The 26,191-nt window shown below is 43.9% G+C and carries 35 protein-coding genes and 1 riboswitch; of the genes, 22 read left to right on the forward strand and 13 right to left on the reverse strand.

Translation table 11 applies throughout. The features are described 5' to 3' along the window. Positions 1–129 precede the first annotated feature (129 nt). The 5 genes from BEP19_RS09645 (at position 130) to BEP19_RS09665 (ending at position 3,819) form a co-directional block, all read left to right on the forward strand. Entirely contained in the window at positions 130–453 is a 324-nt protein-coding gene (locus tag BEP19_RS09645; protein WP_120189668.1) for a coiled-coil domain-containing protein, read from the forward strand. Between the two features lie 119 nt (positions 454–572). Continuing rightward, positions 573–824: a 3D domain-containing protein gene (locus BEP19_RS17970; protein WP_245983455.1), complete on the forward strand. Its 252-nt coding sequence runs from the start codon at positions 573–575 to the stop codon at positions 822–824. 168 nt (positions 825–992) lie between these two features. Then, positions 993–2,357 (forward strand): MATE family efflux transporter, encoded by a 1,365-nt coding sequence (locus tag BEP19_RS09655; protein ID WP_120189670.1) that lies wholly within the window; start codon positions 993–995, stop codon positions 2,355–2,357. A gap of 183 nt (positions 2,358–2,540) precedes the next feature. Further along, positions 2,541–3,458, forward strand: a complete 918-nt coding sequence (locus BEP19_RS09660) for an HD domain-containing phosphohydrolase (protein ID WP_120189671.1) — start codon at positions 2,541–2,543, stop codon at positions 3,456–3,458. Positions 3,459–3,570: 112 nt separating this feature from the next. Beyond that, a complete protein-coding gene (locus tag BEP19_RS09665; protein WP_120189672.1) occupies positions 3,571–3,819 on the forward strand; it encodes a DUF3243 domain-containing protein in 249 nt (82 codons plus the stop codon). Positions 3,820–3,865: 46 nt separating this feature from the next. Here the strand turns inward: BEP19_RS09665 and BEP19_RS09670 are convergent, their stop codons facing one another. Further along, positions 3,866–4,216 (reverse strand): hypothetical protein, encoded by a 351-nt coding sequence (locus tag BEP19_RS09670; protein ID WP_147393784.1) that lies wholly within the window; start codon positions 4,214–4,216, stop codon positions 3,866–3,868. 218 nt (positions 4,217–4,434) lie between these two features. On the opposite strand from BEP19_RS09670, the gene BEP19_RS09675 reads away from it, so the two are divergent. The 7 genes from BEP19_RS09675 (at position 4,435) to BEP19_RS09705 (ending at position 9,813) form a co-directional block, all read left to right on the forward strand. Further along, positions 4,435–4,698 carry a hypothetical protein gene (locus tag BEP19_RS09675; protein WP_120189674.1) on the forward strand — a complete coding sequence of 88 codons (264 nt, stop codon included), beginning with the start codon at positions 4,435–4,437 and terminating at the stop codon, positions 4,696–4,698. 38 nt (positions 4,699–4,736) lie between these two features. Then, positions 4,737–5,000 carry a hypothetical protein gene (locus tag BEP19_RS09680; RefSeq protein WP_120189675.1) on the forward strand — a complete coding sequence of 88 codons (264 nt, stop codon included), beginning with the start codon at positions 4,737–4,739 and terminating at the stop codon, positions 4,998–5,000. Between the two features lie 127 nt (positions 5,001–5,127). Beyond that, a riboswitch (FMN riboswitch) is annotated at positions 5,128–5,288 on the forward strand. A gap of 280 nt (positions 5,289–5,568) precedes the next feature. Further along, complete coding sequence (gene ribD / locus BEP19_RS09685; protein ID WP_120189676.1) at positions 5,569–6,672, forward strand: bifunctional diaminohydroxyphosphoribosylaminopyrimidine deaminase/5-amino-6-(5-phosphoribosylamino)uracil reductase RibD; 1,104 nt, start codon at positions 5,569–5,571, stop codon at positions 6,670–6,672. After that, a complete protein-coding gene (gene ribE, locus BEP19_RS09690; protein WP_120189677.1) occupies positions 6,672–7,313 on the forward strand; it encodes a riboflavin synthase in 642 nt (213 codons plus the stop codon). The genes ribD and ribE overlap by 1 nt, the downstream gene beginning before the upstream one ends. A gap of 14 nt (positions 7,314–7,327) precedes the next feature. Continuing rightward, positions 7,328–8,521: a bifunctional 3,4-dihydroxy-2-butanone-4-phosphate synthase/GTP cyclohydrolase II gene (locus tag BEP19_RS09695; protein WP_120189678.1), complete on the forward strand. Its 1,194-nt coding sequence runs from the start codon at positions 7,328–7,330 to the stop codon at positions 8,519–8,521. Positions 8,522–8,540: 19 nt separating this feature from the next. Then, positions 8,541–9,008: a 6,7-dimethyl-8-ribityllumazine synthase gene (gene ribH / locus BEP19_RS09700; RefSeq protein WP_120189679.1), complete on the forward strand. Its 468-nt coding sequence runs from the start codon at positions 8,541–8,543 to the stop codon at positions 9,006–9,008. Positions 9,009–9,165: 157 nt separating this feature from the next. After that, the gene (locus BEP19_RS09705) at positions 9,166–9,813 is read left to right on the forward strand and encodes a LytS/YhcK type 5TM receptor domain-containing protein (protein WP_120189680.1); all 648 of its coding nucleotides are present in this window, start codon (positions 9,166–9,168) and stop codon (positions 9,811–9,813) included. A 47-nt stretch (positions 9,814–9,860) separates the two neighbouring features. Here the strand turns inward: BEP19_RS09705 and BEP19_RS09710 are convergent, their stop codons facing one another. Together BEP19_RS09710 and BEP19_RS09715 are read right to left on the reverse strand one after the other, a co-directional pair. Beyond that, positions 9,861–10,046, reverse strand: a complete 186-nt coding sequence (locus BEP19_RS09710; protein ID WP_120189681.1) for a hypothetical protein — start codon at positions 10,044–10,046, stop codon at positions 9,861–9,863. Positions 10,047–10,347: 301 nt separating this feature from the next. Beyond that, positions 10,348–10,632 carry an LSm family protein gene (locus BEP19_RS09715; protein WP_120189682.1) on the reverse strand — a complete coding sequence of 95 codons (285 nt, stop codon included), beginning with the start codon at positions 10,630–10,632 and terminating at the stop codon, positions 10,348–10,350. 182 nt (positions 10,633–10,814) lie between these two features. Here BEP19_RS09715 and BEP19_RS09720 point away from each other — a divergent pair, with 182 nt between their 5' ends. Continuing rightward, a complete protein-coding gene (locus tag BEP19_RS09720) occupies positions 10,815–11,036 on the forward strand; it encodes a hypothetical protein (protein WP_120189683.1) in 222 nt (73 codons plus the stop codon). A gap of 54 nt (positions 11,037–11,090) precedes the next feature. Here BEP19_RS09720 and BEP19_RS09725 read toward each other — a convergent pair whose 3' ends face one another. The 3 genes from BEP19_RS09725 to BEP19_RS09735 all read right to left on the reverse strand — a co-directional run bounded on the left by BEP19_RS09725 (position 11,091) and on the right by BEP19_RS09735 (position 12,608). After that, positions 11,091–11,198, reverse strand: a complete 108-nt coding sequence (locus tag BEP19_RS09725; protein WP_120189684.1) for a GapA-binding peptide SR1P — start codon at positions 11,196–11,198, stop codon at positions 11,091–11,093. Between the two features lie 374 nt (positions 11,199–11,572). Then, positions 11,573–11,785: a hypothetical protein gene (locus BEP19_RS09730; protein WP_120189685.1), complete on the reverse strand. Its 213-nt coding sequence runs from the start codon at positions 11,783–11,785 to the stop codon at positions 11,573–11,575. A gap of 244 nt (positions 11,786–12,029) precedes the next feature. Further along, positions 12,030–12,608, reverse strand: coding sequence for a non-ribosomal peptide synthetase module (locus BEP19_RS09735; RefSeq protein ID WP_120189686.1), 579 nt, complete (start codon positions 12,606–12,608; stop codon positions 12,030–12,032). A 297-nt stretch (positions 12,609–12,905) separates the two neighbouring features. Between BEP19_RS09735 and BEP19_RS09740 the strand changes: the two genes are divergently transcribed. Both BEP19_RS09740 and BEP19_RS09745 read left to right on the forward strand, forming a co-directional pair. Next, positions 12,906–14,171 carry a DNA polymerase IV gene (locus BEP19_RS09740; protein ID WP_120189687.1) on the forward strand — a complete coding sequence of 422 codons (1,266 nt, stop codon included), beginning with the start codon at positions 12,906–12,908 and terminating at the stop codon, positions 14,169–14,171. Positions 14,172–14,267: 96 nt separating this feature from the next. Then, positions 14,268–14,498 (forward strand): DUF2249 domain-containing protein, encoded by a 231-nt coding sequence (locus BEP19_RS09745; RefSeq protein ID WP_120189688.1) that lies wholly within the window; start codon positions 14,268–14,270, stop codon positions 14,496–14,498. Positions 14,499–14,566: 68 nt separating this feature from the next. Here the strand turns inward: BEP19_RS09745 and BEP19_RS09750 are convergent, their stop codons facing one another. After that, on the reverse strand, positions 14,567–16,324 hold the full coding sequence (locus BEP19_RS09750) for a methyl-accepting chemotaxis protein (RefSeq protein ID WP_120189986.1): 1,758 nt from the start codon (positions 16,322–16,324) through the stop codon (positions 14,567–14,569). A gap of 350 nt (positions 16,325–16,674) precedes the next feature. On the opposite strand from BEP19_RS09750, the gene BEP19_RS09755 reads away from it, so the two are divergent. Continuing rightward, positions 16,675–16,869: a hypothetical protein gene (locus tag BEP19_RS09755; RefSeq protein WP_120189689.1), complete on the forward strand. Its 195-nt coding sequence runs from the start codon at positions 16,675–16,677 to the stop codon at positions 16,867–16,869. A gap of 134 nt (positions 16,870–17,003) precedes the next feature. Here the strand turns inward: BEP19_RS09755 and aspA are convergent, their stop codons facing one another. Continuing rightward, positions 17,004–18,428, reverse strand: a complete 1,425-nt coding sequence (aspA, locus tag BEP19_RS09760) for an aspartate ammonia-lyase (RefSeq protein WP_120189690.1) — start codon at positions 18,426–18,428, stop codon at positions 17,004–17,006. Positions 18,429–18,476: 48 nt separating this feature from the next. Further along, positions 18,477–18,935, reverse strand: a complete 459-nt coding sequence (locus tag BEP19_RS09765) for a DUF441 domain-containing protein (RefSeq protein ID WP_120189691.1) — start codon at positions 18,933–18,935, stop codon at positions 18,477–18,479. 330 nt (positions 18,936–19,265) lie between these two features. On the opposite strand from BEP19_RS09765, the gene BEP19_RS09770 reads away from it, so the two are divergent. Further along, positions 19,266–20,948, forward strand: coding sequence for a formate--tetrahydrofolate ligase (locus BEP19_RS09770; RefSeq protein ID WP_120189987.1), 1,683 nt, complete (start codon positions 19,266–19,268; stop codon positions 20,946–20,948). 158 nt (positions 20,949–21,106) lie between these two features. On the opposite strand, the gene BEP19_RS09775 is transcribed toward BEP19_RS09770, so the two are convergent. From BEP19_RS09775 to BEP19_RS09785, 3 genes are read right to left on the reverse strand one after another with little or no spacing between them, the layout of a single operon-like run. Next, positions 21,107–21,433 (reverse strand): YojF family protein, encoded by a 327-nt coding sequence (locus tag BEP19_RS09775; RefSeq protein WP_120189692.1) that lies wholly within the window; start codon positions 21,431–21,433, stop codon positions 21,107–21,109. A gap of 54 nt (positions 21,434–21,487) precedes the next feature. Then, positions 21,488–21,775 carry a hypothetical protein gene (locus tag BEP19_RS09780; RefSeq protein ID WP_120189693.1) on the reverse strand — a complete coding sequence of 96 codons (288 nt, stop codon included), beginning with the start codon at positions 21,773–21,775 and terminating at the stop codon, positions 21,488–21,490. Between the two features lie 20 nt (positions 21,776–21,795). Continuing rightward, a complete protein-coding gene (locus tag BEP19_RS09785; RefSeq protein ID WP_120189694.1) occupies positions 21,796–22,017 on the reverse strand; it encodes a hypothetical protein in 222 nt (73 codons plus the stop codon). Between the two features lie 172 nt (positions 22,018–22,189). Between BEP19_RS09785 and BEP19_RS09790 the strand changes: the two genes are divergently transcribed. From BEP19_RS09790 to BEP19_RS09800, 3 genes are all read left to right on the forward strand, one after another. Beyond that, the gene (locus tag BEP19_RS09790; protein WP_120189695.1) at positions 22,190–22,369 is read left to right on the forward strand and encodes a hypothetical protein; all 180 of its coding nucleotides are present in this window, start codon (positions 22,190–22,192) and stop codon (positions 22,367–22,369) included. 104 nt (positions 22,370–22,473) lie between these two features. Beyond that, positions 22,474–22,731 carry a DUF2621 family protein gene (locus BEP19_RS09795; RefSeq protein ID WP_120189696.1) on the forward strand — a complete coding sequence of 86 codons (258 nt, stop codon included), beginning with the start codon at positions 22,474–22,476 and terminating at the stop codon, positions 22,729–22,731. 153 nt (positions 22,732–22,884) lie between these two features. Continuing rightward, on the forward strand, positions 22,885–23,280 hold the full coding sequence (locus tag BEP19_RS09800; RefSeq protein WP_120189697.1) for an ankyrin repeat domain-containing protein: 396 nt from the start codon (positions 22,885–22,887) through the stop codon (positions 23,278–23,280). A 57-nt stretch (positions 23,281–23,337) separates the two neighbouring features. Here the strand turns inward: BEP19_RS09800 and BEP19_RS09805 are convergent, their stop codons facing one another. Beyond that, a complete protein-coding gene (locus tag BEP19_RS09805) occupies positions 23,338–24,552 on the reverse strand; it encodes an aminopeptidase (RefSeq protein ID WP_120189988.1) in 1,215 nt (404 codons plus the stop codon). Positions 24,553–24,712: 160 nt separating this feature from the next. Between BEP19_RS09805 and BEP19_RS09810 the strand changes: the two genes are divergently transcribed. Then, positions 24,713–25,519 carry a YihY/virulence factor BrkB family protein gene (locus BEP19_RS09810; RefSeq protein WP_245983458.1) on the forward strand — a complete coding sequence of 269 codons (807 nt, stop codon included), beginning with the start codon at positions 24,713–24,715 and terminating at the stop codon, positions 25,517–25,519. 14 nt (positions 25,520–25,533) lie between these two features. Continuing rightward, a complete protein-coding gene (mobA, locus tag BEP19_RS09815) occupies positions 25,534–26,124 on the forward strand; it encodes a molybdenum cofactor guanylyltransferase (RefSeq protein WP_120189699.1) in 591 nt (196 codons plus the stop codon). The last annotated feature ends 67 nt before the right edge of the window (positions 26,125–26,191 follow it).

A 26,191-nucleotide genomic window follows, 5' to 3' on the forward strand; every position in this document is an offset into this window, starting at 1 on the left:
TACAAAATAAGAGAAAATGCACGCTGATCGTTCGACACTTTTTCCAAAGAGGGCTTGGTACAATCGGACATGTAACATAAGCGCAACTACTTTTGCGTGAAATGATTGAACCAAGGAGGATTTTATAATATGGAAAATCGATTTATATGGGTGACGATGACCTTCACGTTTATCGTGTTTTTTGTTATGACGGGAATTAGCATTGGCACATACCAGAAGCAGGTCGCTGAGGTAAAGGCTTTACATACAAAATTTGAAAATAGAGAGTTAGAAATTAAGCAGTTAACGGTCGAACTTGTAAAAAACAAAGAGGATATGACCAATTATAAAAACGTGATTGAATCATACGAACAGAAGATTGAAGAGTACGAACAAACCGTGAGTCGATTGCAAACTGAAATGAATACGCAGCAAAAATCAATCCAAGAGGTGAAAAGTCAAGTAAATTTTTAGCTGGCCGAGCGGGTCCAGGCGCAAAAAAAGAGGTAAACGCGCAGCAACTGGCGTCTCGTTCGGCTCAAACAGGCGGGTGGAGAGATTTTCAGGCGACATGGTACACGCCCGCGGGTGGCGTGGGGGATGGTCTAACGACAGCGAGCGGTGTAAAAGTATCTGAATCAGTCATTGCCGTTGATCCGTCTGTGATTCCATTAGGCAGTATCGTTGAAGTGAAATACGGGGATGGTCGAATCGAACGAAAACTAGCTGCGGACAAGGGCGGCGCGGTCAAAGGAAATCGCATCGATATTTTCTGCTGGAGTCAACAAGAAGCGATTAATAATGGGCGTAAAAGTGTGCAGGTGCGGGTTGTTGGTCGTCAGTGACAATACAGATGTAAAGTTGGAAAAAAGTGACCGATGTTGGACAATCAGAGTGAATGATTTATAATGGGAGTGTGTATTTAGGACCGCCTGATTCGTTGAGGTGGTTCTTTCTGTGCGCAAAATAACTGGGAATGAGCAATATAACTTAACTAAAAGGGAAAAGAAAATATGAATCAAACTTACTCGATCCGCCAGAAAGTAAAGCAATTAAGCAAAATTTTGCTGCCGATTTTAATTACTCAGCTTTCCTTATTTGGGATGAACTTTTTCGATACAGTCATGTCTGGTCATTCAAGTCCCGTGGATCTTGCTGGAGTGGCGATTGGCTCGAGTATTTGGACCCCGATTTTTACGGGCTTGACAGGCGTGCTTATCGCGATTACGCCGATTGTTGCTCAACTGATTGGCGCCCGACAACAACACAAGGTATCTTATCAAATCTTCCAAGGGATCTTGCTGTCGATCGCGATTTCCGCGCTTGTGATCGTGTTTGGCGTACTGTTTCTTGAACAGGGGTTGAGCCTGATGACGCTCGAGCCAAAGGTAACTCAAGTCGCTTTTCATTATTTAATCGCGCTTTCGTTCGGGTTGGCCCCGATCCTCGTTTACACCGTATTGCGTTGTTTTATCGATGCGCTTGGGCGAACGGAAGTTACAATGATTATTACGCTAATCTCGCTGCCAATTAATGTCGCGCTTAATTATATTTTTATTTTTGGCAAGTTTGGATTACCTGCAATGGGCGGCGTCGGAGCTGGGATTGCCTCCGCATTAACATACTGGTGTTTGCTGTTTATCGCGCTTGGGGTGATCTACTATCGCCAACCGTTCGCGGGATATCAAATATTTCGTGTTTGGCACAATATCTCGTTCGCTACTTGGTTTGAACAGTTACGGATTGGCGTTCCGATTGGGATTGCTATTTTTTTTGAAACAGCGATCTTTGCCGCGGTGACCTTATTTATGAGCGCCTATAGCACAGTCACGATTGCCGGCCATCAAGCGGCCTTGAATTTTTCATCGCTTTTGTACATGGTTCCGATGAGTATGTCGTTAGCTCTAACGATCGCTGTTGGTTTTGAAGTCGGCGGCAGGCGTTATCAAGATGCTCGTCAATATAGTTATCTAGGAATAGGCATGGCCGTTTGTATGGCTCTCTTTTGCGCTGTCGGCTTGACGATTTATCGAGAAACTGTCGCTTCAATTTATACAACAGATCCTGTCGTCCTTGAGATGACAGCCCAATTTTTAATCTATGCGATATTCTTTCAACTTTCAGACGGCATCGCCGCTCCGATTCAAGGGGCCTTGCGTGGCTATAAAGATGTCAATGTGACGTCCGTTGTCGCCTTTGTATCTTATTGGGTGTTAGGCTTGCCGATTGGCATTGCGTTAGCTAAAATGACAACGCTTGGTCCATATGGCTACTGGATCGGTTTAATTTCAGGGTTGGCTTTTGGCGCAATATTCTTGTTCTTTAGGCTCTATCGTATTCAGAAAACAGCTGTATTAGAACAGCGGTTAATTGCATAAACAGTTGTGATAGCAGGTGAAGCCGTTTTGTTTCTTCCCTGCTTTTTTAATAAAAGTTCTTCTATTAAGCCAATTATACCGAAATCGGGGAAAATTGACGCAATGCAGTTAAAAAAGTAGAAGCCAAACGAACCGATATGTTATGCTAATAACTACTAAAATAGGAATAAAGGTGGAACTGACGTGATTCTTCAAAATGGGGAAGCGCTTGAAAAAGTAAAACTTGCTGAAGGGAACATGAGCTTAGTGCTCTCCACGCCATGCGGCACAGAGATGATTCATCATTTTATCCCTAAGGGCGCGCAGTGGTCACTGTTTCCTGAAAAAGGTCGAACGGCAACAGAAGCAATCTATGTTCTTTCTGGAAAACTGCTTTTGGAATACATGGAAAAAAAGACAATTCTCGTGAAGGGTGACGGTTTGAGTTCTTCTCCCTTAACGGATGATCTTATTTTTGAGGCGCTGGAAGATAGCGAATTCATGTATACGACGACTGAACCTATTTTTTATACGTATAGCAACAGGGTGAAAGAACTAAGGGAATTGTCGGTTGCGATCGGGCTTAAAGATGGATACACGGATGATCATTGCAGCCGCATTCGAGACATCTCTCTAAAAGTAGGCAAACAACTCGGGTTAACCCAGTCAGAATTGTTTGTTTTATCTTTTGGTTCATTTTTCCATGACCTTGGTAAAATTATGATACCCGAACAGATCTTGCTTAAAACAGATCCATTAACAGAAAAAGAACGTGAAGCTCTAAAACTTCACACGGTGTATGGCGGCGCGATTTTGCGTGAAACAGGACAAGCTCATTTAATTAAAGCCGCTGAAATCGTGGAACAACATCACGAACGATATGATGGAAAAGGATATCCGATTGGCTACGAAAAAGATGAAATTAATATGGGAGCGGCGATCGTCGCGGTTGTCGATTCATACGACGCGATGATAACCGATCGGGTTTATCAGAAAAGAAGAACACCGATGCAAGCTTTAGAAGAAATTAAACGATGTCGGGGCGTCAATTATCATCCAGATGTTGTCGACGCTTTTATAAAAGTAATGCAAAAGGAATGGAATGAGGACGGAACAGACTAATCAATTACCTGTTCGGAGCGGTTCGCCAGCTAAAGGAAAGAATACGATTTACCCGTCAAGGTTATAGTAAAAAGGACACGCTCTCCATCACTAAAACAAGGAGGTAAGTTATATGTCTATTTTACAAAACTTTGATGACTGGAGATCTTTTCTAAACGAACGTATTGACCAAGCGCAATCGATGGGGATTGACGATACTACAATTTCTAAGATTGCTCACCAAATGGCTGATTATCTAGCTGATAAGGTCGAACCTAAAAATGAACAAGAGCGATTGTTAAAGGATCTGTGGGAAAGCGCGGATTCAGAGCAACAACGCGCCTTGGCTTCGGTGTTAGTTCAGTATATGGACAAGAAATAACGGTTTAAGTAACAAGAAAAGCCCCCAAATTGGGGGCTTTTTTCGTTTATCGATTCCAGTTTCCAATGAGCTCGCGTAGATCAATTGATCGAATGGAGTCTAATAAAACCGCTCGCATTTCTGGACTTTTTAACAAGTGTGTCATCGTTTGTTGCATTTCTGGCGTCCGCATCACATCTAGCATCATATCCTGCATTTCCGAACTGGATAGCAACGTTGCAAATTCTTGTTTCATTTCTGGTGAAGACATGATCTCTAGAATCGCCTGTTTTACTTCGGGCGTGTTAATCCATTCCGCCGCCTTCTCTGCCGAAATGAGCGATTCCGGTTGCGGAAGAACGGAACACCCGCTGATGAAGCCGATCAGCGCGCCTATAATTAAGCTCTTTCTGACCAAATCCATTCGCCTCCTATGAATCACCGCTATATAGTAGCTATTATTTCCAACGGAAAAGAAGCTAATCCTACGGATCCGAAACGTGACTTCATGTCCACGAGAATAGGGATGTAGCTTTTGGCTAATTTCACAAAAGTCACTCCGTAAAACTAGGTAATCACCTATTCAGACTGTCCGTAATAATATATTTATGGAACCTATAAATGAGGTGGATGCCAATGAACGATAAAAAGGTTGGAGATGACCTTACTTTAGTCGGTGGATGGTTATCCCTAATGGGTGGATTTTTGCAGGCAATCGGGGCAACAATCGTTGTTGAACCTGATTCCTCCGATTCTGCTGATCAGGAAATCAGCTTACTTAAAGAGGAGCTGCAACGAAATAAAAATCAAATGAAAAAACAACAGATACAAATGCGCCTTTGGCAATTACAACAGGAGCTAACGCAACTAGAGAAACAGTTGGAACCAAAGAAAAATTAGGGAATGTAGCAAATTTGTAGCGGGGGAGGAGGCTGAGCATGTCGAATTCAGGGGATCATGGCGGTGATGATGTCTGGGTGATCGCCTTGTGGATCATTGCAATCGGTTTTATTATACTTGCCATTGACAAAACAGCTCGATTAAATAATCCGCCCGCTAAGGTGAATGATACAACCGTCAACAAAAGCGAATCGCAACCGAAAGTTATCGAAGAAGACCAGCAATTGACTGAGCTGCAAGAGCAATTAAAAGAGCTTACCGACAGTATGCAAAAGTTAAAGAAGAAGGTGGGGCCCTGTTAAAATCGCCGCTGTTTAGAACATCTTTTGACACGATTCTTGCGGAATGGACAAAACAGCCATGGACAGGATGAAAGAATTGCATTATAATTGGGTAAATTACTATTACATTAAATGCGAAACTGAATATCGAATCCTTCGGGGCAGGGTGAAACTCCCGACCGGCGGTGATGGGGCGAACCTGACTTGGCGCCCTTAAGTCCGTGAGCTCAATGCTATCTATTGCCTAGCGCGAGCCGATTTGGTGGAATTCCAAAACCGACAGTAAAGTCTGGATGGGAGAAGGATTTAAGATAGCTTGGACAGTTTAACTGAATTCAGCCGACGGATGCCACAGGTTTTTAGAGGAGTCTATTGATGACGCTTAAAAGTGTGGACGAGGTTTACGCGGTGCGTAAGGGATTGTTGTCGCTTAATCCGTTGGATTTGTCATCCCCTTTTCATCGGAGTAGTGTGGGTTGACTTTTGGATAAAAATGTTTCTGCTATTCTTTATATTTCTCGAGCGCCCCTTTTAAGGTCAAATCTTAGAAGGTTTTTTTTGTTTGGGTCGGAATGGGGGAATCTGGTTAATGGATCAACACGAATACTATATGCAAAAGGCGTTGCAGTGGGCGGATTCGCCTGGAGGACAAACCGAACCGAATCCGAAAGTAGGAGCGCTGCTCGTTAAAGAACATGAGATCATTGGGATCGGAGCTCATTTAAAGGCGGGTGGTCCTCATGCTGAGGTTCACGCGTTGCGGATGGCGGGGGAGCGGGCTAACGGAGCAACGCTGTATGTCACATTGGAACCGTGCAGCCATGTCGGCAGGACTTCGCCTTGCGCCGAAGCTGTCATTCAAGCGGGTATAAAAAAGGTCGTGATTGCGACGCTTGATCCAAATCCGCTCGTTGCTGGGCGCGGTGTTAAGATGCTAAAACAGGCGGGAATTGAAGTCATCAGCGGGATTTGTGAACAACAGTCCTTGCAGATGAACGAAATTTTTAATAAATATATTACGACGGGAAAGCCCTTCGTCACCGTCAAAACAGCCTCAACGCTCGATGGGAAAGTGGCAACGCAAACGGGTAGCAGCCGCTGGATCTCCGGCCCGAGATCCCGATTGGAAGTGCACCGTATGAGACATGAATCCCGCGCGATTCTTGTTGGCGTTGGCACTGTGCTTCAAGATAATCCTGAGTTAACGACACGGCTGCCTGAAGGAGGCAGAAACCCGATTCGCGTCATTTTGGATTCGCGTTTGCGTACTCCGCTTGATTGTAAGCTGGTGACGGACGGACAAGCCCCGACGTGGATTTATACGACGACGCAAGCGCCAAAGGAAAAGATGGAACTTCTTCAAGCGCATGGGATCGATGTATTTCCAGTGTCCAGCGGACCGAGCGTAGATCTGTCAAAGATGCTAAAGCATCTAGCGGAACAGGGGATTGCATCTTTGCTCGTTGAGGGGGGCAGTCAAGTGAATGGCTCATTCCTAAAAGCGAAAGAAATCGATAAGATCGTCACGTTCATTGCTCCTAAGCTTGTCGGCGGGGAGGATGCCCCAACTTCATTCGGAGGCGAGGGAGTCATGGAGATGGGCGAGGCCGTTCTTTTAAAAAATATGAAATTTAGGCAAGTCGGCGACGATTTGCGGATTGATGGATATCCAATCTGGGAGGAGGGAGATTAATGTTTACAGGAATTGTCGAAGAAAAAGGGGTCCTCAAAGCTGTTCATCGCGGTGAAAACTGGATGGTTCTGACGATTGAAGCGGCAACCGTCTTGGAAGATGTTGGATTAGGCGATAGCATTGCGGTGAACGGGGTCTGCCTAACGGTGACTTCGTTCACAACGACATCTTTTACGGTGGATGTGATGCCTGAGACATTCGAAAAAACAAACCTCTCTTCGATCTCGATCGGCGCTCCGCTCAATCTAGAGCGGGCGATGGCTGCGGATGGGCGTTTTGGGGGACACTTTGTATCCGGGCATGTCGATGGAACGGGAACGGTCGCCTCGATCAAGCCATTGGGGAATGCAGTTGTGTACGAAATTAAGGCAGAAGAAACATTGCTTTATTATATGATTCCGAAAGGGTCGATTACGATTGACGGAATTAGTTTAACTCTTTTGGATGTGAATAATCAGTCGTTTACGGTATCGATCATCCCTCACACGCTCGAACAAACAACCTTGCAAGATCGAAAAGTGGGCGATCAGGTAAACTTAGAGTGTGACATGATTGGTAAATATATAGAAAAGTTTATTCAACATCGAAAACCAACATCGAATTTGACAAAGGATTTTTTAACTGAACACGGATTTATTTAAGGAGGCGCTTGTTCATGTTTCATTCTATAGAAGCAGCTCTGCAAGATCTGTTGGATGGCAAGCCGATCATTGTGGTCGATGACGAAGACCGTGAGAATGAAGGAGATTTCGTATCTCTAGCTGAAAAAACAACACCCGAAGTGATTAATTTTATGATTACTCACGGCAAAGGGTTAGTTTGTACGCCGATCACGGAAGAAAGAGCTCTGCAATTAGATTTAAACCAGATGGTGCAACAAAACACAGATGCGCATGGCACGGCATTTACCGTTTCGATTGACGCTTTTGATACGTCGACAGGCATTTCGGCGCATGAACGCTCGAAAACAATTTTAGATATGATTGATCCCGATAAGAAACCTGAACATTTTCGTCGACCAGGTCATATATTTCCGCTCGTTGCCAAAGAGGGTGGCGTGTTGCGTAGAGCCGGTCATACGGAAGCGGCGGTTGATCTGGCAAAATTATGCGGCGCTTATCCAGCGGGTGTCATCTGTGAAATTATTAAAGAGGACGGCAGTATGGCGCGTGTTCCCGATCTACTCGTTATGGCGAAAGAATTCGATCTAAAAATCATTTCGATTGAAGATTTGATTCGCTATCGCACTGAAAAAGAAAATCATGTGGCCCGTGAAGCGGATGTAGTTATGCCAACTTCTAAAGGGGATTTTCGTCTCATCGCTTTCTCCAACCAGCTTAATGACAAAGAGCATGTCGCTTTGGTGAAAGGAGAACTCGATCCAGAGCGTCCGACGCTCGTGCGTGTTCACTCTGAATGCTTGACAGGGGATGTGTTCCACTCTCATCGTTGTGACTGTGGACCTCAGTTAGACCGCGCGTTGGAAATGATTGAAGAGGAAGGCAATGGCGTCTTGCTTTATATGCGTCAAGAAGGACGAGGCATTGGCCTAATTAACAAGTTGAAAGCATACAAGCTGCAAGAAGAAGGGTTGGATACGGTCGAAGCGAACGAAAAACTTGGCTTCCCGCCGGATCTTCGCGATTATGGGATTGGCGCTCAAATCTTGCGTGATCTCGGCATTGGTAAAATCCGCCTGCTGACGAATAACCCGCGTAAGATCAAAGGTTTGAATGGATATGGATTAGAAGTGGTTGAAAGAGTCCCGATTGAAATCGATTCAAACGAACGCAACGAAGCGTATTTACGCGCGAAAAAAGATAAATTGGGACATCTACTGAACATATAAAGGGAAGGGGTAAAGAGGAATGGCTCAGATTTTTGAAGGACATTTAGTTGGCTCAGGTTTAAAAGTGGGGATTGTTGTTGGACGTTTTAATGAATTTATTACGTCTAAGTTGCTTGGCGGGGCGTTAGACGCTTTAAAACGTCATGGTGTCGAGGAAGAAAATGTGGATATCGCGTGGGTGCCAGGCGCTTTTGAAATATCTTTGATCGCTAAAAAAATGGCGGACAGCAAAAAATATGACGCGGTGATCACGCTAGGCACAGTCATTCGCGGCGCGACGCCTCACTTTGATTTTGTTTGCAGCGAAGTAGCAAAGGGAGTCGCTTCTATTGCTTTAGAAAGCGGGGTGCCGACAATCTTTGGTGTATTGACGACAGATACAATTGAACAAGCGATTGAGCGCGCGGGAACGAAAGCGGGCAATAAAGGTTGGGAAGCGGCCGCCGCTGCGATTGAGATGGCGAACTTATCTAAACAATTTGAATAAATAGTAAATCTTCAAGACGTGGGACCATGATGGTCCTGCGTCTTTTTTGGTTGTTCAATGATTCGACACCAAATCTTGTGAATTCCGTCACACAGAAAGAGGCTTTTATGCCTTACTATGGGGGTAGACTAGATCGATAAAGGGGGGATTATCTGAAGTGACGGGTTTACTGCCGCTACTTTATAATACTGTCATTGTTTTCGTATTGTTTTTCATTTTATATGGTATGATCCGCTATAATCCATATCCAGCCATCAAGAGAGAACATTGGATCGGCTTTACCTGTTCAATTTGTATTATCTTTTGTATGTCGTTTTCATTTGAAGTTTTACCCGGCTACATTTATGATTTACGGACAATCCCCTTTGTAATAGGAATTTTGTACGGAGGTTATCTTGGCGGGGGACTTTCAGCGCTAACGCTGTATCTCTTCCGTTACCATTTGGGAGGGGCGGGAAATTGGAACGTTTGGATTGTTTATAGCGTTATCTTGGTGTTGACTTATCTAATTATTCCAATGTATGCGGAGGCTAAGCTGAATCGAAAAAAGTGGATGGCTACCACCTTGACTTTACTAACGGCTACTTTAATGTTGGCTAATACGCAATTTCGAGAAGGATTACCTGTAAATGCTCTGTTTTCGATGTTTACTTATTTGGTTTTACATGGATCCGTGATAGGATTTATTATTCATTTGATTGAGCAAGCGCGCGTCAGTAACAGCATTTTTACTTGGGCCAACCAATCCTATGAAAAAGTAGCTCGAAATTTATCAGACCGAAAACGAGGTCGATCCCGTTGTTAACCACGTAAAAAACCCTATCCTGCAGCCATAGGATAGGGTTTGCCATTTTATTGTCTCATTGGAATAATGAAAACTCTCTTCTGTTCTTTATCTGTTGGTAACGCCCTGTATTTCGCCAATTCTTCATCACTTAAACGATAATTCACGACATCTCCGTTCGCTTGTTCCTCGGTAACATCATGGCGCGGAACAACCGTACGTTTCGTCGGATGAATGATTCGTCCCATAGTCATTCTAGCTTATCCTCCTTTATAACACATTCTAAACGGAAGCAGCTAGGGTGAAAACTGAGCGTTATTTCAGAGCCTACCTTAGAGAACTATTGACCAATAGCAGTAGGTTCCGTTTATTATAACTTAAACAATTATAAATAGCTACTTAAGTTTCTGGAAAAATAAGGGAGGGAGTTCAAGGGTCTGTGTCAAACGGAGAGACTGACGCAATGTAAGATGTATCGCCGCCTCGACTTTTTGCCTCGTACATCGCCTGATGGGGCCGTTTTGGCCCCATCTGGTGATTCCCGATTGCTTCTAATTAATATCCATAGTAAGGAGGATAGCCGTAAGGCGCGGGGTAGGGGGCATAGGGATAATAGGATGGATACGGTCGGCGTCGTCTTCTGGCGGCGATCGCGGCAATTGCAAATAAAGGCAGCGTCCAATAGATGAAAGGGGCGCTTCGATCTGAGCGTGTTTCATCTTCTATCGCCATCGTGACTTTTTCCGAGTTTACATCTACAATGTACCCTCTGTGCGCGCTTCCGTCATGCATGGTTACTTTTACATATTTGTATAAATGACCTTGACATACTTGAAACATTTTTCCTGATTCGATTGGAATCAGCCTCCTTATCCTTTATAAAAATTATTCCATCGCTTCATATTATTGAAACAAGGCGGAGGTTGACTGGGCTAACGTAAAAAAATAGATGATTTTACATAGGAGTACGTTTATACGGGTGCGAGCGGTCAAGCATAAATTAATAGAAAGGAGGCGGAGACATGGATGAGATTGATGCTAAAAGTCTACATGCGTGTTTAAATAGAGTGGTCAAAATTGAAAGGGAGAAGAAGATTTACGTTGGGAGATTGATTCATGTGGATGATACGCAGATTAAATTAAGACTGGCAACGAAGCAAAGGAAGAATCAAACGGTTTCTATTTTAATAGAAGAGATCGATGCGGTCATGTATCGCATTGCCGAGAAAAGAGTTGGCTATTAAATCAATTCAAACAAAAAAAAGTGTTTCCCATAGGCGGGAGACACTCTTTATCTATTATTTTTTATCTTTACATTTTGGGCATTTTCCATAAAGAACCGCTACCTTCTCATCGGTCATATAGTCGATTGTTTGATCGCAATCTTGGCAAACAAGTACAGTCATCTTGTACACCCTCCTTCTAATTGTATGACACAATGGATCATTCGTATGACTTTATTGTAATTGAAACTGTTCAAGATGAGAAGACTGCATTTTTTGTCCCATGCAGGACGTTTTTAGTCCATCAAAATAGGTAGATTTACCCTGTCAAATGTACAATCCAGTTAAGATGGGACGCGCATATACTAGAGTGAGATAAAAGAGGTGAGAAGGAGATCGGCATGAGGCTATTATGGGTGCTCGGCACCGTCGTGTTGTTTGGAATTGCGGGTCTGTATTGTTTGTATATTATTTAGGTAAAAGAGGGGAGCGCAGATAGAGGTTTGTTGATTCCCAAAGGGGGCCCTAATACAAGGGCCTTTTTTTGTCCTATTTAGTTAGGTCGAAGAAGGAGTGGATGCTGTTGGTCCTTTCCGAACGCCTGGCGAGTGAGTTGAGATTGGCTTTCCTCCCCGCTTCGGGATGATCAGTTTTCCTTTGCTCAGCTTGCTCACGATTTTTCCTTGTTTCGCCTGTTTTTTCAAGCTTTCTCGTTGTTTTTTGAGTTTTTTTAGATGCTCGCGCCGTCTTTTTTCTGTTTTGTCTGTCATTCAGATGTCCCTCCTAAAAGTTTGAATCTCGACATGCTCCTATCCGCGCAAAAGCGCATAACATATTTCAAATGATAATAATGCCTTTTTAATCAGCATAACCCATTTTAAATTAGTGTATCCAATTGCGCGAGTACTTTATAAAAAAGGGTTGAATTAAGGGGATGAATAGCGTTTCCATTCGACCGAAAAATAAAAAAGTCACCTCCTTTTCCAGGAGATGACTTCCGCGTTATTTAGCGTGTTAGGTTGCCTCTAGTACGAACAATTCATGGGCTAATTTTGTTAAAGCTGAGTCAATATCATTCAGATGCTCGCCTTTATTACGCTGTTCAAGCAGTTGGTCGACTTGGAGTTTAACCCAAGCGATCTGATCTTCAACGCCTTGCGCTTCGTACAACCGTCGTAAATCTCCCAACGTATCTTCAAATTCATAAACGAGCCGTATTTTATTATTTCTCACTTCTTGAATTTTAATGACGATGCCGTATGCATAGTCGTAGCGCATCGAAAACGATTCATAAATCCTTTGGACTTTGGCATGACCTTTGTAATCTGTAACCGTTTTGCGGATCATATTAGCCAATTTTAGATCTTTGACCATAACAGATCCTTCTAATACATACCGATGACCATAAGATTGAAAAGTTAGCGGGATGACTTGATCCTTGTCTTGCAACGAGAGCTCTGTATCCCCGTTATCGAGGACACATACTTGCGGTGTGGACTCTTGTTCGAAGTATTGAATGATGTGTTTCATTTGAACAGGGGTTACTTGAAGTTTTAAAAATTCATAATTTGTGGCTAACCTCTTAGCCATCATAAAAATCTCTCCTATTTTAACCGAGTATCATTATTATAACAGAAATTGATAAAAAATTCTCGGCGATAAAGTGGAAAAAAAACGATGGATTTCGCATAGCGCATGGTTGCATGTTGAATTATATAAATAATCGCCCCTTTCCATTAGGTAACGTCTTTTATCTCTTAAATACATATCTCTTTTATTTAATATTTATTCATTACTTCATTATTTTCTCCATTTTATTCAACTTGAATGTTCGCGCTCTGTTCGCATATAATATATAGCGAACAAATGTTCTGGTTGATGAGGTGGATTATGTTTGATTATAGTCAAATGCCTAACCGCTCGATCTTGATGATCGACGCAAAAAGCTTTTATGCTTCCGCCCACTGCGCTTTACTCGGTTTAGATCCGTTAACGACGTATTTGGCCGTGGTGGGGGACCCTGAACGAAGCGGCTCGATTGTGCTCGCCGCGTCTCCTGCCTTGAAGCGGGATTTTGGGGTTAAAAATGTATCTCGTTTTTTTGAATTGCCGCGTGATCCAAGGATTCAAATTGTAAAAGCAAAAATGGGAAAGTATTTAGAAGTCAGTGTAGAAATTACGAAAATACTAGGACGTTTCGCTCCTTTTGATAGTATTTTACAATACTCGGTCGATGAAGCTTGGATCGACATCACAGGCACAGAAAAGTTGTTCGGGGATAAATGGAATGTGGCAAGCAAGATCAAACAAACGGTTTGGGAGGAATTACGCATTCCGTTAGCGATCGGGATCGGTCCCAATATGCTGATTGCTAAGCTTTGTTTGGATCTTGGGGCAAAAAAAACGGCGGAAGGGATTGCGGAATGGACGTATCAAGATTTGCCTGCCGAATTGTGGCCGCGTCCCGTCAAAGAAATGTGGGGGATTGGTTCGCGCATGGAGCGGAATTTACATCGGCTCGGGATTCGCTCTGTCGGTCATTTAGCTCAATTCGAACGTGATCGTTTAGAAAAGCGATTTGGGATTATGGGTGTTCAACTATACAACCATGCTTGGGGGATTGATTTTTCATGCGTGCGTCCGACCGCCAATCAACCGCATAAAAGCTATGGGAATGGGATTACCTTGTTGCGAGATTACAGCAAAGTTTCTGAGATCCAAGTCGTGATTCGCGAATTGGCTGATGAAGTCACAAGTCGGGCGCGGCGGGATCGGATGATGGGCAGCACAATCTCTTTATCTATTGGTTATTCTAAAGAGGAAGCAGGGGGATTTACACGTTCGCTCACACTTCCGACCCCGACTTATTTAGAAGATGAAGTATATAAAACTTGTTTGCAACTTTTTGAGCAGAACCATGTTCCAGGCAACAATGCGCGCAATGTGTATGTTAGCTTGTCCAATCTATGCTCGGATCAGTATGCGCAGTTAGAATTGTTCGATTTTGAAAAGAGGGAGCAGAAACATAGGCTTGCGTTTACGATTGATAAAATTCGCGATGCGTTTGGTTCAACTTCGATTATGAAAGCGTCTAGCTTATTGGAAGAAGGCATAGCGATAGATCGAAGTAAAAAAATCGGGGGACACTTTGGATAGCAAAGTAGTTCGATCGGTAGTGATAATCTTCACTGAATCGGTCATCCTATCATAGTAAGATGGATATAACAAACAGAGAAGAGGAGGGGGAACAACATGGAATTTCAAGCCAAAGTAGATGTTAGAACGTATGAACCGAAGAAAAGACATCCTATCATTTTCGAAACGTTTGATCGCTTACAGTCGGGACAACAGATGGAGCTTACGAACGATCATGACCCGCGCCCTCTACGATATACGTTTATGATGGAAAGATCTGAACAATTTGATTGGCGCTATTTAGAGGAGGGTCCTGATGTGTGGCGCGTGGCGATTAAGAAGATGTAGTATAAGATCGTTCGATAAAAAAGCGGGTGAGAAGAGAACAGAGGGTTGTTCTTCTCACCCGCATTGTGTTATTCCAATTTAAAGCTACGGACCATCATATTCAATTCCTCGGATAATTGAGCTAAACTATCTGCGCTATCATTCATCTCTAGCATAGAAGAACATTGCTGTTGAGCAGTAGCGGCGCTTTGCGTAATACCTGCGGAGGCTTCTTCCGACGCAGCGGCAATGCTGTCGCCCGCTTGACTTACTTGATCGCTATGTTTAGCAATTTCCGTTAGGTTGATCGAGATGTTATCAATTCGCTTTAGCATGTCAGACATTGCTTCATTAATGGAATCAAAATTTTGGCGGCTAATGTTCATTTGTTTGTTCCCTAATGCCACTTTTTCGTAACCAGATTCTAGGGAAAGCGTGACCGCTTTTGTTTCTGTTTGGATTCCAACAATGATTTCGGTAATGTCGGTGACTGAATGACGCACTTGTTCCGCTAATTTACGAACCTCATCTGCTACAACGGCAAACCCTCTTCCAGCTTCCCCAGCCCGAGCCGCTTCGATTGCTGCGTTTAATGCAAGTAAATTCGTTTGTTCCGCAATGTTTTGGATGACATTGATTAATTTTGATATTTCCTGTGATTGTTCATTTAATCCACTCACTTTTTCAACCGAATCTGTAACGAGGTATGTAATTTCATCCATTTGTTGTACGGACAGTTCCATTTGCTCTTTTCCTTCAGTAGAAAGTTTATGCACATGTTGCGAAGCTTCAATTAAGTTTTCTCCGTCGCGATTGGAATCCACTATTTGATCGTTCAAATGGGTGATAAGATCGGAAATTTGACTCGATGCGCCCGCTTGTTCTTCCGAACCTGCCGACAACTGTTCCATCGTCGCCGCGATTTGTTGGGCCCCTGCGCTCACCTCATTTGCAGCTTGCGCCATTTCCTCGCTTTGAGCGTTTAATTCTTGGGATGTTCCCGCCAGATTCTTGATAATCCCTTTTAATTGCTCCTGCAGTGTATTCATCGCTAAAGCTAGTTTTCCCGTTTCATCGCTAGAATGGATTTCCAATGGGGAGTGAGATAAATCGCCATTTGCCAACTCATTCATGCGTGTTGACACCTCAGTGATTGGGTTTGCAATACGGTTGGAGAAGACCCAAACGATACAGCTACCGATTAGTAGAGCAATCCCAACTGTAATTAATGCGGTATTTCGGATATGATAAGCCGCTAGGTTGAAATCACTCATATACGTGCTTGCGTTAACGACCCAGCCCCAATCGGGATCCGTTTCAGAATAGGTTACTTTGGGCTCAATTCGATTCTCATCATCTGGGTGGGCCCATTGGTAATAAACAAATCCGCCCCCTTGATCCCCAACTCGAATGCTTTCTTGGACGAACTTGAATCCATCGACATCTTCCACATCCCAAAGGTTCTGCCCTTCTAAAGTAGGGTGAGCAACATCAACCCCTTGATGATCCAATACATATAAATACCCATTTGAGCCAATGTCGATATTTTTATTAATCGGTCGAGTGCCGTCTGCGTTCATTTCTCCTAAAATTGCAACTTTCACCTTTTCTTGCGCTTCATCTAACGAAAGACTCCCTTTTTCGACTTCCTCGTTTAAAGCATTGATTAATTCTAGCGTCATCACGACACTATTTTTTAAGTTCGTAGCGCCTGCCTCATCTAAGGAGTTTTTGCTCGATTGGTAACCTAATATTCCGAGTATGATCAGCGGAATAGCTAATAAAGCGAGTGAAGTGACCATCAGTTTCATCTTGATGGTATTGAATTGGAACAGCATTTTCTTCATAACTAACACCTTTCTATCTTGAAATAGTACTTTGATCGACTTGTGGTCCTTTTTAACCATTATTACGAGTAAAGCCTCTCTCCACTTAACAGTATCGGCGCTTGGGAGGAAAGTTTTAGTTGTTTTTATAGTGATAACGACCTATATGTTATTTATGTGTAATAGAACAACTCTTTTTTGGCAGTCTGATTCGAAAGCGCGCATGGCTCGTCGGATACAAAAAGGAATAGATTTGTCCCTATTTATTTGTTATGATGTTTTATATATTTGAAAATTTATGTGAAATTATGATGCGAACTAATTTGTCAATCAATAGATTTGTGGAGAATTAGCAGAGTGGGAGGGGTATTATGGGGATCGTAGATTTAAGTGTATTGAGTTGGGGTCTATTTTGGACAGGGGTTGTCTCTTTGTTGTTGATCGGTGGTTTTTTTAGTTTTGGTGTGCTTCTGCTCGCCCAAAATAAAAGAAAAAAGGCCATTTTTCCCTTGGTTTTGAGCGGGATTGGTTTTTTTGCTTTTTTAGGTTTTGCCTCGACACTTTAACTATCATAAACATAAATGGGACGAAACTCATTTGAAAAAGCGGCTTCTCGATTGGACGAGTGGCCGCTTTTTTTTTCTATTTAATATGACGCCTCTAGCGTAATCTAAACAGGGAAAAGAAGGTCGGTTCTGCTTTAATCCTTATCGCGCAGGGAACCGCCAGCGATGCCTGGATAGGTCATTTCAAAGGGATCTAAAATGACATCTAATTCTTCCTCGGTCAGGACGCCGTGTTCGAGACACAGCTCCCGCGCGGAACGACCGGTCTGAAGCGCTTCTTGGGCAATTCTTGCCGCAATCTCGTAGCCTAAATGGGGATTGAGGGCAGTGATCACGCCGACGCTTTGTTCCACATACTGTTTGCACCGTTCAATATTCGCCTCAATTCCCGCTAAACAATACTGATTAAACACAGTGAACGAGCGACTCATGATGTTTAACGATTGCATCAAATTAAAGACAAGCACAGGTTCCATCACATTTAGTTCCAATTGACCGGCCGCCGCAGCCAAACTAACGGTATGGTCATTGCCCATCACTTGAAAAGCGACTTGGTTAATCAGTTCGCACATAACTGGATTGACCTTCCCTGGCATGATCGAAGAGCCAGGCTGGCGGGCGGGAAGTCGGATTTCGCCAAATCCAGTCCGTGGTCCTGAAGCCATCAGACGTAGGTCGTTGGCAACCTTTGACATTGAGATCATGCACACTTTTAAAGCGGAAGATACTTCGGCATAGACGTCTGTGTTTTGTGTCGCGTCGACGAGATCGGTCGCTTTTGTTAACGGGTAACCGCTAATTTCGCCTAACAGGCGAACGACGTGATTGATATAGGTGGGATCCGCATTTAGACCGGTGCCAACCGCGGTGGCTCCAAGATTGACTTCATAGAGTCGTTGGCGTGTTCGTTCCAGCCGTTCAAGATCCCGCTTGAGGACGCGTCGATAAGCTTGAAACTCTTGACCTAAGCGAATTGGCACGGCGTCTTGTAAATGGGTGCGCCCCATTTTAATGACATGATCGAACTCTTGCGCTTTTTTATGGAACATTTGTTCTAACTCATGCATGGCGGTTAGCAGTTGATCAAGCAAGGAAAGGATGGCGATTCGAACAGCGGTTGGAAAAGCGTCGTTTGTCGATTGAGACATATTCACATGCGTGTTTGGACTTAATTGAAAGTAGTCTCCTTTGTTCCCGCCTAACAGCTCGATCGAGCGATTGGCAATGACTTCGTTCGCGTTCATATTAATCGACGTTCCGGCCCCGCCTTGAATTGGATCAACAATGAACTGGTCATGCCATTGACCGCCGATAATTTCTTGCGTGGCTTGAACGATTGCTTGTTCCATTTTTTCGTTTAAGCGTCCCACTTTTCGGTTGGCCTTTGCCGCCGCCATTTTTACCATGGCCAAAGCTTTGATTAATTGTCCATCGAGCTTGTAGCCAGTGATTGGAAAGTTTTCTACGGCCCGGATGGTCTGTATTCCATAATAAGCCTGGAGCGGGATTTTCCTTTCACCGAGAAAGTCTTTTTCCACCCGAAATAAATCCGCTGTCATGCTCTATTCCCCTTTTACAAATTTTTCACTTGCGGTAAACCCATGTTATCATTTTCTAAAGATCAATCGATAGCCAAATTGGAGAATGGCTGTTAATCCCGCTGCTGTAAGCGGACCAACGGGAATACCGCCTAGGAAGATCACGCCTAAAATGGATCCGACGACTAGTCCTACGAGAAATTGCGGCTGGGAACGTAATATACCTAGGCCATAGCGATTGAGATATACGGCCAAGGCGCCGCCGCTTAAACTGAACCAGCCTTGCATCGAATTAAAAAAGGGAAGCGTATCTTCCCATTGGATATCTCCATTCGCGAGCGGGACAAGGATCACAAGCGTTAATAACAAGACACCCGCCTCCAGCCCTCTGCGCTCAATTGCGGGAAAGAAGCGTTCCAATGATGTTAGTTTCATCACTAATAACAGACTAGCGGCCATGGCAATCAAATTGGATTTAGCGAGTAACCCAGTAACAATGAGTAAGACAAGCAAAATTTCTCCGTTCATTCATCATCCCATTTTCATGAAGGTATAGTTAACTCTATGTCAAAATGGACAAGAATATCATTAAATTTGGGCTTGAATTTAAGGGGATCGAAAGTTGATGAATGAAATTGAAGGAATTTATTTGGCGAGTTTCTAAACCTCTCCAAAGGTCGTTGAAAGCCGATGGGACAAGGCTGCACCGATGATTAAGATCGCTGTTTTTAAGCCGCGATAAAGCGATAAAGAGACTGAATCTTGAATTAAGTCTTTTCTATTGAAATGATAGCAGGTAAAATGAATGTAGACGTAGAAGAAAAAGAGAACAAGTATTTTATGAGAAAGGGAATCGATATGACTACAGAAAGCTTATCAGATATTCAAATCGCGCAGGCGGCAGAAATGAAACCCATTTCCGATATTGCTCGTAATCTAGATTTGAATGAAGATCATTGGGATGCATACGGAAAATATAAAGCGAAACTCAATTTGTCTGTTTTGGATGATACGTCTCGAAAAGATGGAAAGTTGATCCTTGTCACCGCAATTAACCCGACAAGCGCGGGTGAGGGGAAGACAACGATGGGTGTAGGACTTTCACAAGCGTTAAATCGCATTGGAAAGAGAACTGTATTGGCGCTTCGCGAACCTTCTTTGGGACCAAACTTCGGCTTAAAGGGTGGAGCGGCTGGCGGCGGTTATTCGCAAGTATTGCCGATGGAAGACATTAACCTTCATTTTACAGGTGATCTGCATGCGATCACAACCGCGCACAATCTATTAGCTACGTTAATTGATAATCACATTTTCCAAGGAAACGAACTGAATATCGATTCGCGCCAAATCATTTGGAAGCGGGTGCTAGATATGAGCGACCGCGCCCTGCGTAATATTACGATTGGCCTTGGCGGACGTAATCATGGGATTCCACGCGAAGACGGGTTTGATATTACGGCGGCGTCTGAAATTATGGCGATCCTTTGTTTAGCGGAAGATCTTAAAGATCTTGAAAACAAACTAAAGGATATGCTGATCGCGTATACATTTGATAATCAGCCTGTCTATGTCGGTGATCTAAAGGCGCAAGGAGCGATGGCGATTGTTCTAAAAGAAGCGATCAAGCCAAACCTTGTGCAGACGTTAGAGAATACGCCTGCGATTATCCATGGCGGGCCTTTTGCTAATATCGCGCACGGATGTAATAGTTTGCTTGCAACGCGTATGGCGTTAAAATTGGGTGAATACGCGGTAACGGAAGCGGGCTTTGGCGTTGATTTAGGCGCTGAGAAGTTCATTGATATTAAATGCCGCAAAGGCGAACTTCAGCCGTCTGCTGTCGTCGTTGTTGCGACGATCCGCGCTTTAAAGATGCACGGCGGTGTTGAGCGTGAACACCTTGGAGAAGAAAATTTAGCCGCGCTTGAAGCCGGGTTTGCTAACTTAGAAAGACATGCCGAGACGCTCCGCGGTTTTGGACTGCCATTTATTGTGGCGATCAATCGCTTCTCACTCGATACGCAAGCGGAAGTTGAATTGCTAAGTAAGCTTTGTGAGGATCGAGGAATGCCTTTTGCTGAGGCTGATGTGTGGGGGCAAGGCGGAGCGGGCGGAGAAGATTTGGCCCATAAATTAGTCGAGATCGTCGAAGGGAACGCGCATGACACGTTCAAATACTTATACGATGTGGAAGATTCGGTTGAAGATAAACTTCATCGCATTGTGACTGAAGTGTACGGTGGGCTCGGAGTTAAATTAACGGCTCAAGCGCAACGTCAGTTGCAAGAGATGGAGGCTCACGGTTGGGATAAGCTGCCGATCTGTATGGCCAAGACACCGCTTTCTCTTTCGGATGATCCGACGCAAAAAGGCCGTCCGACTAACTTCCATGTAACGGTGAGAGAGTTCCGTCCTTCATTAGGAGCCGGATTTATCGTTGCTTTGACGGGGAACGTGCTAACAATGCCAGGATTACCTAAAGTACCGGCCGCATTAAATATGGGCTTGGACGAGGAAGGAAATATTTACGGCTTGTTTTAAACTAAATTTAGCGTCAAACCCTTCATATTTAGTGACAGGGGAACCCCTTTTGCGGATCAATAGCGTTCAGCGGAGACGGGCGAGACGTAATAAATAAAAACAAAAAAGAGGGGGTGGGCCGAAACGGACCACCCCCTCTTATATGATTTGTCCTGTTTTTAGAACGGTTGCTGACTAAGCTGCAGAGCAACATTCAGCTTTCCTTCTCGGGTATGCCCGGCAAGCAGCAAGCGGCCTTGTTCATCGATCGTGAAATCAGTCAGCCCTTCCGCATATACCCAGCCATGTTCCAATTTTAAACCAACTCGATAGGGTCCCTGACCAGTAATTTTACCTAGCAAATACATGATCTTCGCATTGCGGATATAGGCTCCCGCTGATAAGGCGGTGTAAGCTCCTTGGGTTGTTTCAAGGTGAAGATAAATTGGTTGATTTGTAAACTGATCCAACTGCTGCTGCACTATCTCCATTTTGATCGGCTTCATCGTTTCACCCATCCCTTTTCTAAAATAGCGGGAACTATCCTAAATGTTCGTGTGTTAAATGAGACACGTATGATCCTCTTCGAAAATCATCGTTTTACACTTGGGACAAGCCAATCCCGCTTCAATTGCTTTTTCGAGGCTTTTACGGTTGACCTCTTTTCTTTTCGCAATCTCTTCCGTTTCAATCGCTTCGTTCATCAGCAGATCAAAGCAGGAAAGACAAAGGTGATAGCTCTCTTTGTTTTGCGTGAACGGATGTTTCGTTTCCCAACTATCTACTTCAAAAGCGTGATAAAGTTGTCCCTCCGTTTGTTTACACTTTTCGCATAGTACCTTTTCCATAATAGACTCCTTTCTCAATGTTACCAGGAAATTTTATAAAAAACGTAGCCTGAGCGGCCTTTGAAGGTGATTTCCATTTCTTTATCAAAAAATGGCTCGTCCCAATAAGCCGGCCCTTCTACATCGTGTTTCCGTTCAAATTTACGGATGGCATCGTCCAGCGTTTCTGCTGGAATGATATGATCTTTCTCCTCAAAATCAGGATGATCAGATCGGATAAGTAGAAAACGATATTTTTTCAAGAAAGCAACTCCTTACCCAACATCGATCGGTTTTTCTTTCATTTTATCAAAGCTTCTTGCAAATGTCAGTACAAAAGCGGATTAGCGAGTAAAGACGGTCTGTTTTCTGTTCTGTAAGCTTCGTCATGCCGCATATTTATAATCAAGCTTCGATAACGGGGAGGGAAAGTAATTGAAAGCCAAGTTAAAAGTGCGGGTAAACGGAAAGGAGTTTAAGTTAAAAAAAGGAAAAACTCAAGTTGCTAAAGGGAAAAGGGAAGAAGAGCTGATGGAACCAACGGCGATTCACGATGTACAATATGTTAAAGGTCTGGCTACGGGGGAGTCGATTCACTGGTCATTAATCGAATAAAATGAGGGCTCGCATCAGCTTGATTTAGTATGAAAGGTAAGGTATTCTAAGTATGTATCTTGTTTACTTGATGCGAGCTCTTTTTTTTTGGGAGGAAAGATAAAATGACTTGGGAAAAAGACGCAGAAGAACTATTGGACGAGCTAGTGAAGCCGATTCCGATCTTTGCTAGACCGATGGCTCGAATGGGAATTGAAAGAAAGATTAAAGAAGTCGCCACAGATACGATTACGGTTGATGCCGTAGTCCGCGGTTATTTACTGGCATCCTCAGGCAGCATGCGTGAGCGCGCGATCAAGCTTTTAGAAGCGAAAAAGATTGATATGTCTCCTTATGAGGAATTGTTAGCAGAATTGAAATAAGGTTTTAGTTGCCAACCTTACATAAAAAGCGGGCGTAGAAAAAAGAACTCCTTTTCTCTACGCCCGCTTTTTATGTTGCTGTTTCTAGTTTAAACATAATCTAGATTGGCGCGCGTACATATAGAACGACAGCATAGAAAAGGAGGCAACGCCTTGCAAGAGGACCACTTAACGGAGTTAGTTCGGAGGAATAATATTTCTGAGATCATTGTCCATTTAGATAAAGATATTAACCAAGTAAATGGTAGAGGGGATAGCGTTCTCTTAATTGCGACAAGATTAAATTATCGTTCTTTGGTCGACCAGTTGATTAATCTGGGCGCGGATATCAATCATGAAAATCATCGCGGCACATCGGCGTTAACGTTAGCGATTTTTAACGGCTTTTTTGAGATGGCGCGTGACCTATGGATATCAGGGGCAAAGGTAGTTAGACCGAGCGATAAGGAAGCCGACAGTTCGAACCTGGTACATACGATGACATACAAGCAAAATCTACGAACATTAGAGGAACAAGCGCGAAAAGAAGCAACAGACACGATTCGCTAGGTAGAACGGTGATGGGCAGGCGGCAGTTTTTTTAAAAAACTGCTGCCTGTTTCTTTTTTAAAAGGCCCAATTTCCGTTGCGGAAAATGGGTTCCCGTCTTCCGTCCGCTGTTTCGCCATCAATATCCATCTCTTCGCAACCGATCATAAAGTCGACATGAACGAGGCTGTCGTTTGCTCCGTTTTGCTTTAATTCCTCTTTCGACATGTCCTTCCCGCCCTCAAGGCAGAACGCATAGGCGCTGCCAAGCGCGAGGTGATTAGAAGCATTTTCATCAAAAAGCGTATTGTAAAAAATAAGGTTCATATTTGAAATCGGAGAGTAATGCGGAACTAACGCGACTTCCCCTAAATAACGCGCCCCTTCATCGGTGTCTAGCAATCGTTGTAACGTTTCAGCTCCTTTTTTAGCTGTAAAGGCAACGACTTTTCCTTTTTCAAAAGTAAGTGAGAAGTCTTCAATCAAGTTCCCCCCGTAACTTAACGGTTTCGAGCTGCGAACGGTGCCGTTAACTCCATCTCGCTGCGGTGTTGTAAATACCTCTTCCGTTGGAATATTGGCCACGAACGGAGTCCCGTCCTGGTTTACGCTGCCGCCGCCCATCCATAGATGGCGTTCAGGAAGATCAATCGTTAGCGCGGTGCCTGGCGCTGTGTAGTGCAGCGTTTTGTACCGCTTCTCGTTCAGAATGGTCACCTTATGATCCAGTTGGCTATTGTGTTCTTGCCATGCTTGCGTTGGATTGTCTAGGTTAGCTCGCGTCGCTTCAAAAATCGCTTGCCACAGCTTGTTCACCTGATCTTCGGCGGGCGCTTCTGGGAACACTCTGGCTGCCCATTCAGGTGAAGGGACAGCAATGACACACCAGCTGACACGATCGGCTTGAATGTAATTGCGGTATGTTTGCATCGCAACTCCCGCGCTTCGATTGGCGGCGGCGATTTTATCTGGGTTAACTCCTTTTAAAAGATCGGGATTGCTCGCGACGATCGACAGGAATGCGGCGCCTTGTTCCGCCATTTCTTCAAAACCTTTTGCCCGCCAAATAGGGTATTCTTCAAATGCCTCAAGTGGGGCTAAATCATATTTCAGCCTCGTAATGCGATCGTCAGACCATTCGATATGGACATTTTTGGCTCCGGCATGATACGCTTTCTCTGCCGCCAATCTGACGAAATCGACAGCGGCTAAAGGGGCGATGATGACTAACGTTTGCCCAGCTTGGATGTTAACGCCTACTTTTACAGCTAATTCTGCATACTGGCTGATCATTTGTTCAAACAAATCTGCTGCCTCCTCGTTTATATGTAATCGCCTTATTTTACCACGGGAATCCCTTTGTCCCAAATGATAGCGAACAGAATTTGACGTATAAGCGAGGTTTCGACTGCAAACAATTGAGGTAGGACAGAAGAAGAAGGAGTTTTAGTTGATGAAATTTATGAAGGATTTGCTATCACGCTTGTTAAACGATCGTGTGTTGGATTTGTCCGCCCAATGCGCTTATTATTTTTTATTTTCAATTTTTCCGTTTCTTATTTTCATGATCGCCTTAGTTGGCTTTTTGCCATTCACATCCGATGATGTGCTAAAGTTTGTCTCGGAACATATGCCTGGTCAAACGAACGAACTGATTGAAGAGAATATTCGAATGGTTGTCGATGTCAAGCGGAGCGGAACCCTATCGTTAAGTTTGCTAGTCACGCTGTGGTCAGCCTCAAGGGGAATGGATGCTGTTGTTTATGGGTTGAATCGTTCTTATCAGGTGAAGGAGAAGCGATCGTTCATTCGCTCTAAATTGTTATCGATGATTCTCACGGTTGGGATGATTTTTGTATTTTTGACCGCGCTTGTTCTAACTGTATTTGGAGAAAAAGCGCAAGCGCTTATGCTTGTTTTTTTACATATACCTGAAAATAATTTAATCGTATCTACTACGTTCCGTTGGGCGATTACGTTGATCGTCGTAACGATCACGTTTATTGCTCTTTATTACATTGCGCCAAATACGTGTATCCGATGTAAAGATGTCGTTCCGGGAGCCGTGATTGCGGCGGTCGGTTGGCAGCTCGCTTCCGTGATCTTCTCCTTTTATGTGAATCGTTTTGAAAACTTTTCGGCAACGTACGGGAGTCTTGGCGGATTAATTATTTTGATGACCTGGTTTTATTTATCGGCGCTGATCATTATGATGGGAGGCACCATCAACGCTTTATTACCACAATGGAAAAATGAATAGAAGGTGGGAGAAACATGGCGGGATTAATTATTTTGGCTGGCGGAAAATCGAGCCGTATGGGACAAAACAAGGCATTGCTTAAGGTTGGCGAGCAGACAGGACTTGAGCGTATTTTGGAAAGATTAAGTCCGCTGTTGAGCGATCCGATTTTGGTCACAAATGAACCGCATCTTTATGAGGGATTGCCTGTTCAAATCATCGCGGATAATTATCCGGGGCGCGGACCTGTCGCGGGGCTTGAGGCCGGGCTTGTCGCCAGCAAGCATGACTGGAATTTGCTTGTAGCTTGTGATATGCCGTTTGTAAGTCGGAAGTTGGCTCGGGAATTGTTGGCTAGAAGAGGCGACTATGAATGTATCGTTCCGATGCGCGCGGGGAGAGCGCACCCTCTGTTTGCGTTGTATCGTCGATCGATATTGCCCACAGTTCAACGAAATATACAAGCCGATGTATTGAAAATGGGCGCTGTGTTGGACGCGAGTCGCTCGCTATACGTGGAAGAGAGCGAATTAGGACAAGTGGATGATTTTGAAGATGCGTTATTTAATATGAATCACCCGAGTGACTATGAAAAGGCCGTGGAAAAAGGTCTGGATGGCGCATAAATGAGGCGAAAATAAAGTAGGCGTAGGGGAAATTTCGCCTACGCCTACCAGTATTCCGCTTTTCCGA

It is taken from the genome of Ammoniphilus oxalaticus, from assembly GCF_003609605.1.
GTDB classification, from domain to species: Bacteria; Bacillota; Bacilli; order Aneurinibacillales; family RAOX-1; genus Ammoniphilus; species Ammoniphilus oxalaticus.